At 55.3% G+C, this 13,496-nt stretch carries 10 protein-coding genes; 8 read left to right on the top strand and 2 right to left on the bottom strand.

Annotated features, from left to right (window positions below; all coding sequences use genetic code 11):
- Positions 1 to 9: 9 nt before the first annotated feature.
- From rapA to ACTHYN_RS03425, 5 genes are all read left to right on the top strand, one after another.
- Positions 10 to 2,889 (top strand): RNA polymerase-associated protein RapA, encoded by a 2,880-nt coding sequence (rapA, locus tag ACTHYN_RS03445; protein WP_441811104.1) that lies wholly within the window; start codon positions 10 to 12, stop codon positions 2,887 to 2,889.
- 121 nt (positions 2,890 to 3,010) lie between these two features.
- A complete protein-coding gene (locus tag ACTHYN_RS03440) occupies positions 3,011 to 5,458 on the top strand; it encodes an acyl-CoA dehydrogenase (protein WP_441811137.1) in 2,448 nt (815 codons plus the stop codon).
- A gap of 16 nt (positions 5,459 to 5,474) precedes the next feature.
- The gene (gene crcB / locus ACTHYN_RS03435; RefSeq protein WP_441811103.1) at positions 5,475 to 5,855 is read left to right on the top strand and encodes a fluoride efflux transporter CrcB; all 381 of its coding nucleotides are present in this window, start codon (positions 5,475 to 5,477) and stop codon (positions 5,853 to 5,855) included.
- Between the two features lie 236 nt (positions 5,856 to 6,091).
- Positions 6,092 to 6,298 (top strand): cold-shock protein, encoded by a 207-nt coding sequence (locus ACTHYN_RS03430; RefSeq protein WP_041340064.1) that lies wholly within the window; start codon positions 6,092 to 6,094, stop codon positions 6,296 to 6,298.
- A 152-nt stretch (positions 6,299 to 6,450) separates the two neighbouring features.
- Positions 6,451 to 7,032 carry a glutathione S-transferase N-terminal domain-containing protein gene (locus tag ACTHYN_RS03425; protein WP_441811102.1) on the top strand — a complete coding sequence of 194 codons (582 nt, stop codon included), beginning with the start codon at positions 6,451 to 6,453 and terminating at the stop codon, positions 7,030 to 7,032.
- Between the two features lie 63 nt (positions 7,033 to 7,095).
- On the opposite strand, the gene ACTHYN_RS03420 is transcribed toward ACTHYN_RS03425, so the two are convergent.
- A complete protein-coding gene (locus ACTHYN_RS03420; RefSeq protein WP_441811101.1) occupies positions 7,096 to 9,495 on the bottom strand; it encodes a xylulose 5-phosphate 3-epimerase in 2,400 nt (799 codons plus the stop codon).
- 130 nt (positions 9,496 to 9,625) lie between these two features.
- On the opposite strand from ACTHYN_RS03420, the gene ilvD reads away from it, so the two are divergent.
- From ilvD to ACTHYN_RS03405, 3 genes are read left to right on the top strand one after another with little or no spacing between them, the layout of a single operon-like run.
- Positions 9,626 to 11,302: a dihydroxy-acid dehydratase gene (gene ilvD, locus ACTHYN_RS03415; protein ID WP_441811100.1), complete on the top strand. Its 1,677-nt coding sequence runs from the start codon at positions 9,626 to 9,628 to the stop codon at positions 11,300 to 11,302.
- A gap of 31 nt (positions 11,303 to 11,333) precedes the next feature.
- Positions 11,334 to 12,269, top strand: a complete 936-nt coding sequence (gene pbpG, locus ACTHYN_RS03410) for a D-alanyl-D-alanine endopeptidase (RefSeq protein ID WP_441811099.1) — start codon at positions 11,334 to 11,336, stop codon at positions 12,267 to 12,269.
- 30 nt (positions 12,270 to 12,299) lie between these two features.
- On the top strand, positions 12,300 to 12,779 hold the full coding sequence (locus ACTHYN_RS03405; protein WP_441811098.1) for an asparaginase domain-containing protein: 480 nt from the start codon (positions 12,300 to 12,302) through the stop codon (positions 12,777 to 12,779).
- 12 nt (positions 12,780 to 12,791) lie between these two features.
- Here ACTHYN_RS03405 and ACTHYN_RS03400 read toward each other — a convergent pair whose 3' ends face one another.
- Positions 12,792 to 13,493: a pseudouridine synthase gene (locus ACTHYN_RS03400; RefSeq protein ID WP_441811097.1), complete on the bottom strand. Its 702-nt coding sequence runs from the start codon at positions 13,491 to 13,493 to the stop codon at positions 12,792 to 12,794.
- Positions 13,494 to 13,496: the final 3 nt, after the last annotated feature.

The following is a 13,496-nucleotide window of genomic DNA, read 5'->3' as shown; positions in this document are numbered from 1 at the left end:
GGAGGTTTTTTGGACGCATCGGAATTTGTGGTTGGTCAGCGTTGGGTGAGTCACAGTGATACAGCGCTTGGTTTGGGCATAGTGACGGACATTTCCGGTCGGCGGGTTACCCTGGGGTTTCCTGCCGCTGATGAAGAGCGCACTTACGCCATTGATAATGCACCGCTTTCGCGCATTGTGTACCAGCTTGGCGAGGAGATAGAGACCTTTGAAGGCGCCAAATACACCGTGCGTGCGGTAGAGGACCTTGGTGGTGTGCTGTTGTATCACGCTGAGCTTGTTAACAGTGAAGGGCTTGAGGAAAACCTTGAGCAGATATCTGAAGTAAAGCTTGCCGGGTCGGTGAATTTCTCTGCGCCCCATCAGCGCCTGTTTGCCGGTCAATTTGATCGAAACGGGGCGTTCCGCCTGCGTTTCGCAACAATTCAGCACATGGATCGGCTGCGTGCCTCGCCGGCCAGGGGGCTGATTGGTGCGCGCACACAACACTTGCAGCACCAGATTTACATTGCTCACGAAGTCGCAAAGCGTCACGCGCCGCGAGTGCTTCTGGCCGATGAAGTTGGCCTGGGTAAAACCATTGAGGCCGGTCTTATTCTGCATTATCAGTTGCAGACAGGTCGCGCCCGCCGCGCTCTGATTGTGGTGCCTGACTCGCTGATTCACCAGTGGCTGGTGGAGATGCTTCGTCGCTTTAATCTGCGTTTTTCTATTGTCGATCAGGGCCGCTACGACGCCTTGAAAGACAATGAAGACGATGTCGACGCACTGATGAGCCACATTTTTGGCGATGAAGATGCCATTAATCCGTTTGAGAGTGACCAGCTGGTGTTGTGCAGTCTCGATTTTCTGGTTAACAGCAAGAAAGCCCGGAAAGATGCACTAAAGGCCGACTGGGACTTGATGATTGTAGATGAGGCCCACCACCTGGCCTGGAGCCCTGAGGGCGCCAGCCCTGAATATCAAGTGATAGAAGAGTTGTCTGCAGCCAGTGAAGGCTTGCTGCTGCTGACCGCAACACCGGAACAGGTGGGCGTAGCCAGTCACTTTGCCCGGCTTCGCTTGCTGGATCCGGCGCGTTTTCACGACTTACAGGCGTTTCAGGACGAAGAGCAACAGTACGAAGCGATCAATAGCGTTGTGCGGCGCCTGCAGGACGAGAATGCAGACATTCATGGTGACGACCAGAAAGCACTGGAGAGCTGGTTGGGCGATGAGCTGCAGCAGTTGTTGAAAAGCGATTCGCCACGTCAGTCCATTATTGACGCATTGCTCGATCGCCACGGCACCGGGCGGGTTCTGTTTCGCAACACCCGGGCGGCCATTCAGGGGTTTCCCGAGCGCCGCGTAAACGCCGTGCCCCTGGAACTCCCGGCCATGTACCAGGGTCAGGAAGTCGGTTACCCGGGGTTGGCACCAGAGCAATCAGTGCCTGAAGAACAGTGGTTAGCCGAGGACCCCAGAGTTGCCTGGCTGGAGAAAAAACTGGCAGGGCTACGCCCGGCTAAAGTGGTGGTTATCTGCGCCAGGGCTGAAACGGCCATGGCTCTGGAACACTATCTTCAGTTGCGGGCCGGTATTCGCAGCGCCGCATTTCATGAACACCTGAGTCTTGTGGAGCGTGATCGCGCCGCGGCCTATTTTGCCGACGATGAACAAGGCGCTCAGGCGTTGATCTGTTCAGAGATTGGCAGCGAAGGTCGCAACTTTCAGTTTGCTCACCATCTGGTGCTGTTTGATCTGCCCGCCAACCCGGATTTGCTCGAACAGCGAATTGGCCGTCTTGACCGGATTGGTCAAACCCAGACCATTGATATCCACATTCCCTATCTTCAAGGCACTTCTCAGGAGATTCAGTACCACTGGTTCCATGAGGGCTTGAACGCATTTGCCGAGAGTTGCGCGGTGGGTGTCGCGGTGCAGGAAAAGGTTAGCAAGCAATGGCAGAGTGCCATTGATGGCGAGTTTTCTGCGCTGAACAGTTTGGTGGAATCGTCCTCTGCCGAGGCTGCCCGGCTTAAAACACTCCTGCAGAATGGCCGGGATGCGCTGATTGAGCTTAACTCCTGCCGGGGCGATATTGCGGATACGCTGATTGCCGGCATTGAAGAGGAGGAGGGCTCCGCACAGGTGCGGGACTACATGGTAGAAGCGTTCGATATTCTCGGGGTGGACATAGAGGATCACTCGGAGCATGCCGACATTCTGCGCCCGGGCGAGCAGTATCAGGCAGGGCATGTAGCCGAATTGCCGGAGGACGGTGTAACCGTTACCTGGGACCGCCAGCATGCCCTGGAGCGCGAAGACATTGCCTTTATGAGCTGGGAACACCCGATGGTCACCGGGGTGATGGATTCTGTAACCAGTTCCGGGTTGGGCAAAGCAGCGTTGGCCAGTTTGTCGGTGAAGGCGTTGCCTGCCGGTACTCTGCTGATGGAGGCGGTGATGACGGTGCATTGCCCTGCACCGGACGCCTTGCAGTTAACTCGCTATTTGCCCGTTTCGCCCCTGCGCTTGTTGGTAGATGTGAACGGTAAAGAGCTTTCGGCAGCTTTGCCCCATGATCGTTTGAACGACCTGTGTTCAAACATCCGACGCCGCACGGCACAGGCGGTTGTGCCGCAGATCCGGCCACAGGTAGAAACTATGGTGGACCATGTGGAGCGGCTGTCTGAACCGCACCTGGAGCCGATGAAGCAAAAGGCGCTGGAGCAATTAGCGGCCAATGTTGAGCCGGAAATTCGTCGGCTGGAAGCTCTGAAAAAAGTGAATCCGGCTATTCGGGAAGAGGAAATCGATTACTTCCGCAATCAGCTGAGCGCCGCCCGTGAGGCAATTGGGCATGCGAGCCTGGCACTGGAAGGTATTCGGGTCATTGTCACGGCGTAAGTGTTTTGCGACACCGCTCACCGTTGGCGGCTACGGCACCGGTTGATGAATGATAATCTGGTACTATGCCTTGAACGTAGAACTTCGAGTCTTTAACCATGGATGACAGAGAGAACCTATGATGACTTTCATTCTGTTTGTAGTGGCGCTGGCAGGCCTGTTGGTGGTCATGCGTCGTGAAGCCGGTGCTAAATCGGCTATTGGCGTATTGGTTGTGGTTGGCGTTTTATCGATGCTGTTTGCATCCGGGTGGCTGGCCTTCATTCTGTTTGTTGGTGCAGCCGCGACTGCCGCCGCCGGGCTGCCTGCTTTCCGCCAGAGCTGGCTGACACCGCGCATTTTCGCCATGTTTAAAAAGGTTGCCCCGAAAGTGTCTGAAACCGAAAAGGTTGCCCTCGAGGCCGGCACCGTAGGTTGGGATGGCGAGCTGTTTACCGGCCGGCCGGACTGGCACAACTTGCTGATTAACCGGAACACCGGGTTAAGCGACGAAGAACAGGCCTTTGTGGACGACCAGTGTGTTCAGGCTATTTCCATGTGTGATGCCTGGGATGTTGCCGTAGAGCGGGCCGACCTGCCGAAAGAGCTTTGGGACTTCCTCAAAAAAGAGAAGTTCTTCGGGATGATTATTCCCAAAGAGTACGGCGGGCTGGGTTTCTCTGCAAAAGCGCAGACAGCCGTCCTTCAAAAGATTGCCGCTAATGAAACACTGATGGTATCTGTGGGCGTGCCTAACTCTCTCGGGCCTGGCGAGCTGTTGGTCAAGTACGGCACTGATGAACAGAAGGATCACTACTTGCCACGCCTGGCCGATGGTCGGGAAATTCCCTGCTTTGGCCTGACCGGCCCTCGTGCTGGCTCGGATGCCACATCACTGCCGGATGCCGGTATTGTGTGCAAACAGAAAGTTGACGGCAAAGAAGTTGTAGGCATTAGGCTGAACTTTGAAAAGCGCTGGATCACCCTCGCACCTATCGCGACGGTTGTCGGCCTGGCGTTTCGTATGTTCGACCCTGACGGGCTGCTTGGCGAAACCGAAGACTACGGCATTACCTGTGCGTTGATTCCCCGTGATACCGACGGCATGGAAATCGGCCGCCGCCATTGCCCCATTGGCAGTCCTTTCCTGAATGGTCCGATTATTGGTAAGGATGTTTTCATTCCACTGGATTACATTATTGGCGGTATGGAAATGGCCGGCCAGGGTTGGCGTATGCTGGTCGAGTGCCTTTCCGTGGGTCGCTGCATTACGTTGCCCTCCGGTGCCGCCGGTGGGGCAGCTGCCGCTGTTGGTACTGCGGGTGGATTCACTCGCATTCGTCGTCAGTTCAATACGCCTGTGGCAGACATGGAAGGTGTGCAGGAGCCCCTGGCGCGAATTGCTGCCAAAACCTACATTGCCCAGTCGGCCGTTAATCATACAGCTAACATGATCGATAAAGGCGAAAAGCCTGCTGTGCCGTCTGCCATCCTTAAATATCACCTGACGGAATACCAGCGCGAGGTTCTGACGGATGCCATGGATGTGCACGGTGGCAAAACCGTGACCCTTGGGCCGCGCAACTACCTTGGCATTGGTTACAGTGGCGCTGCAGTGTCCATTACGGTGGAAGGCGCTAACATCATGACTCGCAGCCTGATGATTTTTGGTCAGGGCGCTATTCGTTGTCATCCGTATGTGCTCAAGGAGTTGGCGGCTAAAGACAACGACGATATCAATGCGTTCGATGATGCCTTCTTTGGCCATGCCGGTCTGGTTTTCGGCAACGCAGCCCGAGCCTTCACTCAAGCACTTGGTCTTGGCCGTGCAGATGTGCCGTTCGACAGTGCCAGTCGCAAATACGCGCAAGCTGTGTCGCGCTTCAGTGCTGCCTTTGGCTTGTGCTCTGATGCCGCCATGACAACTCTGGGCAGCGACCTTAAAATGCGCGAGCTGATTTCCGCACGCCTTGGCGACATGCTATCCAATTTGTACCTGGCCTCCATGGTTCTTAAAAACTGGCACGAAACCCAGCCAGTGGAGGGCGAAAAAGAAGTGATGCAGTACAGCCTTGGGTTTTTGTTGCATCGCACGGAAGAGGCTCTTGAGGGGTTTCTTCAGAACCTTCCCAACCGCGCCGTTGCAGTGGTTCTGCGCAGCATTACGTTGCCGCTGGGTCGGCGTTGGGGTAATCCCCATGATGACCAGACCCGCAAACTGGCTCGGTATATCTCTACTGATACGCCCATCCGTACCAAGCTGCTTGACAGTACCTGGACTACCGAAGGTGCAGGTTCGGTTCAAAACCCCGTGGCCACCTACAACGGTCTCTTGAAAGACTACGACAAAGCCGAGCAGTTATATCGTAAAGCCGGAAAAGCGTACGCCAAAGGCGAGTTGCCTATGACGGCACTGCATCCGGAGCAGCGTTTTGAGGCTGCATTAGAGGCCGGTGTTTATACTCAGGAAGAGGCGGACTTTATGGTTGAGTATGAAGCGGTGGTTCTGGAGATGCTCACAGTGGATGATTTCCCGTTTGATAAGTTTGCTCACAATAAGGATACCGTGATAGATCACAATCCAGCGTAATAGAGCGACAGCCATTATGTGGTTATCGTTTTTTGCAGTCAGTGTTGGCGCCGTTATCGGCGCCAACCTGCGCTGGTTTCTGGGGCTGTGGTTGAACACTGGCTACCACGCTGTCCCCCTGGGTACGCTTGCAGCCAATCTTTGTGGCGGATGGCTAATAGGTCTGCTGATTGGTTATTTCAGCCAGGCCAGCACGCTGGCGCCAGAGTGGCGCCTGTTTGCCATTACCGGGCTGTGCGGCGCTCTGACGACATTTTCGACGTTTTCCCTGGAAATGTTCGCCGCGATTCAGGATGGCAAATGGCCGATGGCAATAGCCGGTATCCTGCTCCATGTGGTGGGTTCCGTCTTGATGACTGCGTTGGGTCTTTACACATTTGGCCTGGTAAAGGGTTAACTCGTAACACTACGTACATAAATTGTTGCAAATCTACTTGGCAAACCCATGATGCTAGAGTAGAGTCGGTGGTGAAGGAAAGATTCAGCAAAGCATTTCATGAATAAGACGTACTCCGCAGTTAGTAGTGACCGTCCTGTTTTTGATACCGCGAGTTCTGTATTTCCATAAAACGCTGACCCGACACATTCAGTGGATGGCAGCAGATAATATGATTGATTTCAGGAAGTTTAAGTATGTCTACTACTACCGGTACTGTTAAGTTCTTCAACGAAGCAAAAGGCTTCGGCTTTATCACTCGTGAAGGCGGCCCGGACGTTTTTGTTCACTACAGCGCTATTCAGGGCAGCGGTTTCAAAACTCTGGCAGAAGGCCAGCAAGTTGAGTTTACCGTTACTCAGGGCCAGAAAGGTCCTCAGGCGGAGAACGTTACTGCTCTTTAATCCCGTTCGGATAGAGCAATAACCGCCAAAAAGGCAGCTTCGGCTGCCTTTTTTTGTTGTAAAAGCCCTGTTATTTTCCTGTGGCGGGGTGTTGATGTGGGACCTTTTCAATCACACACCGAGTATGACTGGGTTTTACAACCGGAGAGTTTATGAAGCTGATTGGATCAACTACCTCGCCCTATGTTCGGCGAATTCGCATTCTGCTGGACGAAGAGCGCTACGAGTTCGTTAATCTGGATATTTACGGTGAAGATCGTGACGAAATCCGGCGCAGTAATCCGACACTGAAAATTCCAGTCCTGGAGAGTGATGGCCAGCAAATCTATGACTCCCGGATTATTGCCCGATACATCAGTTCTACGCAGGGTCGAGATCCTCTTACCTGGGATCAACAAAACCAGCTTACCCTCATTGATGGCGCCAACGATTCTGCCGTCACCTTGATATTAGCTAAACGCTCCGGACTGGATGTAGACACGCCGGGCGTGTTGTTTTTTGACCTTCAGCGCGAGCGGATTATGACCACCTTGCGCACCCTTACCGCCCAGGTTGAAGATGGGCAGTTTGAAGAGTGGAACTACCCCGCAATCTGTCTTTACTGCTTGGTGGACTGGCTGGACTTTCGCAGCCTTGTGGATTTCTCCGGTATTGAAAGCCTGCTCGCTTTCCGGGATAGCCGGAAAGAAACGCCCTGGGTTGCTGAAACCGATCCGCGCCGGTCAGAAGCCTGACGATCTGACGGGTGTGATTAGTACCATTTCCGAGACGGCGCCGGGTCTGAGGTGAGCGACAGGTCAGGGAAGACCGCGCGTAATTAATAAAGGATCGCCCCTGCCTTCCACGGCTGCCAATTCGGCGCTGGATAGCCATTCCCCGGGTGGTTTGTTTAGCACCTCTGCGCAGGCCACCAGGGCATGACCCCAGGAGCAGCCATTGGCAAACAGCATGCCGGCCTCATTCAGGGTGCCACCCTGGTTAGTATAGCCTAGCACCCTGCTGTGACCCGGGTCGGGGAATAGGGTGTGCACATGGCCACGGAACACTTCGGGGCGCATGTGGGTCAGCGCAATTCTTCGATGTAGCCGGCTCGGCAACAGTTTTTCCCGCTCAAGCTCTGAAAGACAACTTGCAGCTTCTACAGTATCCCTGGGTACGCGGAAACGGCCCGGCTCCTGCACATACACCAGGCGAAAGGATGTGCCGGTGTCACGCAAGCGTTCGCAGGCGCGAATGGCTTCTGATAGCTGATAGGCACCGTTGGCGATCAGCAGTACGGGTTCACCCCCGGATGTATCTTCGTCCACTACCAGGGCGCCACCGCGAGCAAGTGTTTCGGCCTCGCCGCTATCGAAAACACAGGGTCTGTCCCGCTTTGGAATGACCATGCAACTGATGGTTCCCCGATTGTTGTAAACTGAGGGCAGTACCGCAAGGGCGCTGTTGTAATCGGCGGGGAAAATAACCCGGGACACATCGTTCATTTCACCCAGCAGGCTTTCACAGAATGTGGTGTCTTGATGAGACTGCTCATTCTTGCCGTTCTCCCAAGTGTGGGAGGTGGCGATAACCGGTAAACCAAGCCAGCGGGCAGGTCGGCCGACCACTTTTTGATGCCGCGCGAAAATCAGTTCCTGCCGGATGGCACCGAGCATCTTCACACAGAAGGCTTCGTAGCTGGCAACCAGATTAAGCCCTGCCTTGTTCGCCAGGCAGGCTGACACCACGGCTTCTTCATTCAATACCGTGATGATTTTTCCGTGCACTGACTCGGATGCGCTTTCCGGGACATTTACCCTGTGCTTGAGTTCTTCCAGAACACCTTTCAGGCGGTTGCTGGCAAGCTCGTCGGGGTTGCCGACCCTGGGTCTCAGTTCGGGATTTTGCTTAACCAGTGCCCGGAAAAAAACGTCCACTGCCAGCATCGGTGAAATCCTGTCATGGCGGCAGGGGATGGCGGGAATCACCAGATCCGGCGGATTACGCATAGCCAACGGGTGGTCACGCTCCAAAGGTCGGTCTTGCCGGTTGTGTTCTTTCAGCCGCAGCGTGCTTTTTGCAAGCTCATCCGGGGCTACCCACAGCAGGGAAGCGTGTTCATGGAACAGCTGCCGGGCATGGATGTCGACGCGGGGGTTATCTGGTAACGGTAGGTTATGAGCAGGATTAAGACCTGCACCGTAGAAACCGAAACCTTTGACAGTCTCGGCGATGCCGTAAGGTATTCGAACCGGATAGTGCAGCTCGCCCGTTAAAGCTCGATTGCTGCGATCCTGAAGAGAATGCTCCATGTCTGCCAGGGCGCAAACAAAGGCCGCCGGGTCGCGACCATCAAAGCGGAAGGGTTCAAACCCTCTGGCTGCCAGGTGCGCCTCAAATCTCTCCAGCCCTTCGCGGGTGCCCAACTCGGTGCGTTGTTCGATGCGGCGGCCGTTGGCAATCATAATGGGCGCTACCAGGCCGCAGTCCTCGGACCGCCACCATCGGGGTATCCAATCGCTGCCCCGCTGCTCTTCTGCCGCGCCGTCGGAAAGAAACGCCACCAGTGATTCCCCCGGCAGCGGCATGTGTGCGTACTGAAGTTCGGCAAAACCCAGATAGCCGCCCTCCATAATGCCGCCAGCCGTGTAAGGGTTCACGTGGCTGCCCAGAGGTGCCGCCGTGCTGCCATCGGGCTTTTGCTGATAGCTATAGAAATCCGCTACCATTCGTGACAACCCGTCTGTTCCGGTGTAGCGTTCACTCTGTTCCGGGTGCAGGTTGCCGGTGAGTACGTTCAGTGCATCTATGGCTGCCACGCAGTGCCCTTGGCCCATCAGCCAGCTTCGTGTTTGCCCGGTCATGTTATTCAAGGCCAGGTAGCCCGCGTAAGCCGGCACCATGTTGAGTGCGCCACCGGTATGACCTTCAGGTTGGCATTTGAAATCCCGCGCGGCCAGCGGGGCGCCGGTGCTGTCAACCCGGTTGGCGTAGGTCATGTGCACAACCAGCCAGAGGCCGGCGCTGGTTATTCGGTCGAGATCTGCCAGTTTGCGATAAACCGTTGCAGAGTCCGGTTGATGACCTGCCGCAACAAGCCGGGCGGCGAGATTTTGTACGCGTTCACAGGTAGTGTCGGTGTGCTGAATCACGCCATAGCCGCGACGCCAGAGTTGGTACTCGGAACAATCTTCTGCTGGCGAAATGGAGAGTGACATGACATGCCTCCACGGCTTAATTATTTAGCAATGATTGTAAGACAAGACTGTACTCTATCATTTGATGCAGGTCAGTCTGGCAGACTTATGACAACAACTGTGGTTTGTGGATACTTTTGAGGAGAGACTGATGACTGATGATAAACGCCGCCGTTATTCCGCCCCCGTGGTAGACGGCATAGGCAAGTCTGCCAGCCGTGCCATGCTTAGGGCAGTGGGTTTTACCGATGAGGATTTCCGCAAACCGCAGGTTGGCATCGCCTCTACCTGGAGCAATTTGACCCCCTGCAACATGCACATTCATGAGTTGGCAGAAGCTTCCTCCGCAGGTGCCGATGCGGCTGGTGGTAAATCGCTGATTTTTAATACCATCACTGTGTCTGACGGCATCGCCAATGGCACATTGGGCATGAAGTATTCTCTGGTTTCCCGGGAGGTTATTGCCGATTCTATCGAAACCGTAGCCGGGTGCGAGGGGTTTGACGGGCTGGTTGCCATCGGCGGCTGCGACAAAAACATGCCCGGATGTTTGATGGGGCTGGCCCGGCTGAACCGGCCTTCGGTCTTTGTGTATGGTGGCACCATTCTGCCCGGCGAAAATCACACAGACATTGTCTCGGTGTTTGAGGCTGTAGGCGCTCATGCCCGGGGCGATTTGGACCTGATTGAAGTCAAACAGATTGAGGAAACGGCTATTCCCGGCCCGGGTTCCTGTGGTGGTATGTATACGGCGAATACCATGGCGTCGGCGATCGAAGCCATGGGCATGAGCTTGCCCGGTAGCTCGGCGCAGAATGCGGTTTCCAACAACAAGATAGACGACTGCAGTGCCGCCGGCGCAGCGGTTATGACGTTGCTTGAGAAAGACATCAAACCTTCAGACATTATGACCCGTGAGGCGTTTGAAAATGCTATTACGGTCATTATTGCCCTTGGCGGTTCAACCAATGCTGTGCTGCACCTGCTGGCAATGGCCAGCACGGTGGGGGTTGAACTAAGCCTTGAAGACTTCGTTGAAATCGGCAAACGCGTGCCTGTGCTCGCGGATCTACGCCCAAGCGGGCATTACATGATGTCCGAACTGGTGGCCATCGGCGGCATTCAGCCACTGATGAAAATGCTTCTGGAGCGTGGCCTGCTGCACGGTAATTGCCTGACCGTTACCGGCCAGACCCTGGCGGAAAACCTGGCATCCGTTGAGGCCTATCCGGAAGCCCAGGACATTATTCATGCCTTCGATAACCCCGTTAAGGAAGACAGTCATTTGCGTATTCTATACGGCAACCTGGCACCTGAGGGCTCGGTTGCCAAGATTACCGGTAAGGAAGGCACGCAGTTTTCCGGTCGTGCGCGGGTCTTCCATTCAGAAGAAGAGGCTCAAGAGCGGATTATCGACGGCACGGTGGTTGCCGGGGATGTGTTGGTTATTCGCTATGAAGGCCCGAAAGGTGGCCCGGGCATGCGTGAAATGCTGACGCCTACCTCGGCGATTATGGGCAAGGGCCTGGGCAATGACGTGGCGCTGATAACCGACGGGCGTTTTTCCGGCGGCAGCCACGGCTTTGTGGTTGGGCACATTGCGCCGGAAGCCGCTGAGGGTGGCCCTATTGCGCTGGTTGAAGATGGCGATACAATTACCATTGATGCCGTTGCCAACACCATGGAACTGGATGTGACAGCGGAAGAGCTGGAGCGTCGCCGCAAAGCCTGGGTGGCTCCGCAGCCTCGTTCTACCCGGGGTGTGCTGGCGAAATACGCCCGCACCGTGAGTTCCGCCTCCACTGGTGCCGTTACAGATCTGCCCTAGTGTGCCATTGCCGTAAGATAGAGTTTGATACATGCACAGAATGAATATGGTGCGAATGCTGTTGTGGTGGGTGCTTTGCCTGCCATTTGCCGTGCAGGCTCATCCGAATGGCTCTGATGCGGAAGCTCAGGGCCCGAGCCTGGCATCCGTTAACGCAGCGGTGGCCATCGCTGGCAATAACGACCTGGTGTTTGCAAAGAATGCCGACCGGTCTGTGCCCATTGCCTCGGTTACCAAGGTGATGACAGCGCTGGTGGTGCTGGAGTCTGGTGCGCCCCTGAATGAATGGTTGGTGTTCCGGAAGCGCCACACCCCGGCGGCGGCCAATGCATACACCCGTATCCGCGTTGACTCGCAAATGCGCCGCTCCGACGTGCTGCGCATTGCCCTTATGTCGTCCGAGAACTTTGCCGCCTACACCCTTGCACGAAGTCATCCGGGAGGGTTTGAGGCGTTTGTGGAAGCCATGAACGCCAAGGCAAAAGAGCTTGGCATGTCTGGAACAGAGTTTGTAGACCCCACGGGCTTGTCGGTGGAGAACGTCTCAACCGCCGGCGACCTGGTGCGGCTGGTCAATGCTGCTGCGAAGTATCCCGAAATACGTGAGTACTCTACAACCGATTACTTTCGGGGTCAGTTTCGCCAGCCCCGTTACAGCCTGTCATTCGGAAACACCAATGCATTGGTGCACCGGCAAAGCTGGGGCGTGGGGCTGAGTAAAACCGGCTACCTGTCTGATGCAGGGCGTTGCCTGGTTATGATATCCAATATGAATGGCAAGCGCGTGGTGACAGTGCTTCTGGATTCCCTGGGCACCCGATCGCCCATGGGGGATGCCGGGCGCATCAAGCGCTGGCTTGATACTGGTGCCAAGGGACAGGTAGCAAAGGCGGCGAGAGAATACTCCCGGGAAAAAAATGCGGCCTATAACGCCATGGCTCATAGCGCCACAGCCGCTTTGAAATAAAATGCGCAAGCTGAACAGGGCAAGGCTCTCATGATCCAGATTTTTACCACCGGCGGTACCATCGATAAAGTGTATTTCGATGCCAACAGCGAGTTTGAAATCGGTGAATCTCTGGTGCCGGAACTGCTGGCGGAATCCAATATCCACACGGGTTACCGCCTGCAGGGTTTGTTACGCAAGGACAGCCTGGAAATGAACGACAAGGATCGCGTGCTGGTGCGTGAAGCCGTTACTTCCTGCGACAGTCATCAAATACTGATTACCCACGGTACCGATACCATGGCGGAAACGGCCCAGGCACTGGCATCCTTGCGCCATAAAACCATTGTGCTCACGGGGGCAATGCAGCCTGCAAGGATGCGCCGCAGTGATTCCGTATTCAACATAGGTTTTGCCTGGGCAGCGCTGCAGCTTTTGCCAGCTGGTGTGTACATCGCCATGAATGGGGAAGTGTTCGAAGCAGGCGCGGTGCGCAAAAACCTGAAAGCCCAGCGGTTCGAGCGCACCTGAGCAGGTTTCAACTTAACCCGCCGAAGCGATTTCCTTTTCTGACAATTCGCGATATTCGCCAGGCTGCAATGCCGAATCGAGAACAATCCCGCCAATGCTTTGCCTGTGCAAAGCCTCTACATGGTTGCCCGCCGCTGCCAACATGCGCTTTACCTGATGGTAACGCCCTTCTGAGATCGTGAGTTCAATCAATCGGGGTTCCAGAACCTTTACCTGTGCTGGTTTGGTAGGCTTTGGATCCTGGTGCAGTATTACGCCTGCCTCAAGGGCTGCGATGGTTGAGTCCAGAATAGGCGTGCTTAAATTCACGCGATAGGTTTTTGGGCACTGTGTTTTGGGGGAGGTAACCCTGTGCGACCATTTGCCATCGGTTGTCAGCAATAACAAGCCCGTGGTGTCGGCGTCCAGCCGCCCGGCTATGTGAAGGTTGCGGGCTACCTCTGTTAGTTCAGCCGGCAGTAGATCCAAAACTATCGGATGTTCGCTGTCCCGGGTGGCGCTAACAATACCCCCAGGCTTGTTGAGCATAAGGTAGCGCTCACCCTTCAAGATGAGCCGTTCGCCTTCCAGCATGACCTGAGCATCGGCTGAGAGGTGCTTGCCGGTATCTTTCCAGACCTCACCGTTTACCTCAACGTTACCTGCATGTATGGCACGCTTTGCTTCTTTGCGTGAAAGAGGTGAGGTGGTGGCGATAAATTGATCAAGACGCATGGT

It is taken from the genome of Marinobacter sp. (genome assembly GCF_052091845.1).
Lineage (GTDB): Bacteria > Pseudomonadota > Gammaproteobacteria > Pseudomonadales > Oleiphilaceae > Marinobacter.
This window is presented reverse-complemented; position numbering and strand designations above follow the sequence as displayed.

Excerpts from the sequence above, each read along its gene's own strand:
- ilvD (WP_441811100.1), top strand. The coding sequence starts at position 9,626 with ATGACTGATGATAAACGCCGCCGTTATTCCGCCCCCGTGGTAGACGGC.
- ACTHYN_RS03420 (WP_441811101.1), bottom strand. The coding sequence starts at position 9,495 with ATGTCACTCTCCATTTCGCCAGCAGAAGATTGTTCCGAGTACCAACTC.
- ACTHYN_RS03430 (WP_041340064.1), top strand. The coding sequence starts at position 6,092 with ATGTCTACTACTACCGGTACTGTTAAGTTCTTCAACGAAGCAAAAGGC.
- ACTHYN_RS03400 (WP_441811097.1), bottom strand. The coding sequence starts at position 13,493 with ATGCGTCTTGATCAATTTATCGCCACCACCTCACCTCTTTCACGCAAA.
- ACTHYN_RS03405 (WP_441811098.1), top strand. The coding sequence starts at position 12,300 with ATGATCCAGATTTTTACCACCGGCGGTACCATCGATAAAGTGTATTTC.
- ACTHYN_RS03440 (WP_441811137.1), top strand. The coding sequence starts at position 3,011 with ATGACTTTCATTCTGTTTGTAGTGGCGCTGGCAGGCCTGTTGGTGGTC.
- crcB (WP_441811103.1), top strand. The coding sequence starts at position 5,475 with ATGTGGTTATCGTTTTTTGCAGTCAGTGTTGGCGCCGTTATCGGCGCC.
- ACTHYN_RS03425 (WP_441811102.1), top strand. The coding sequence starts at position 6,451 with ATGAAGCTGATTGGATCAACTACCTCGCCCTATGTTCGGCGAATTCGC.
- pbpG (WP_441811099.1), top strand. The coding sequence starts at position 11,334 with ATGCACAGAATGAATATGGTGCGAATGCTGTTGTGGTGGGTGCTTTGC.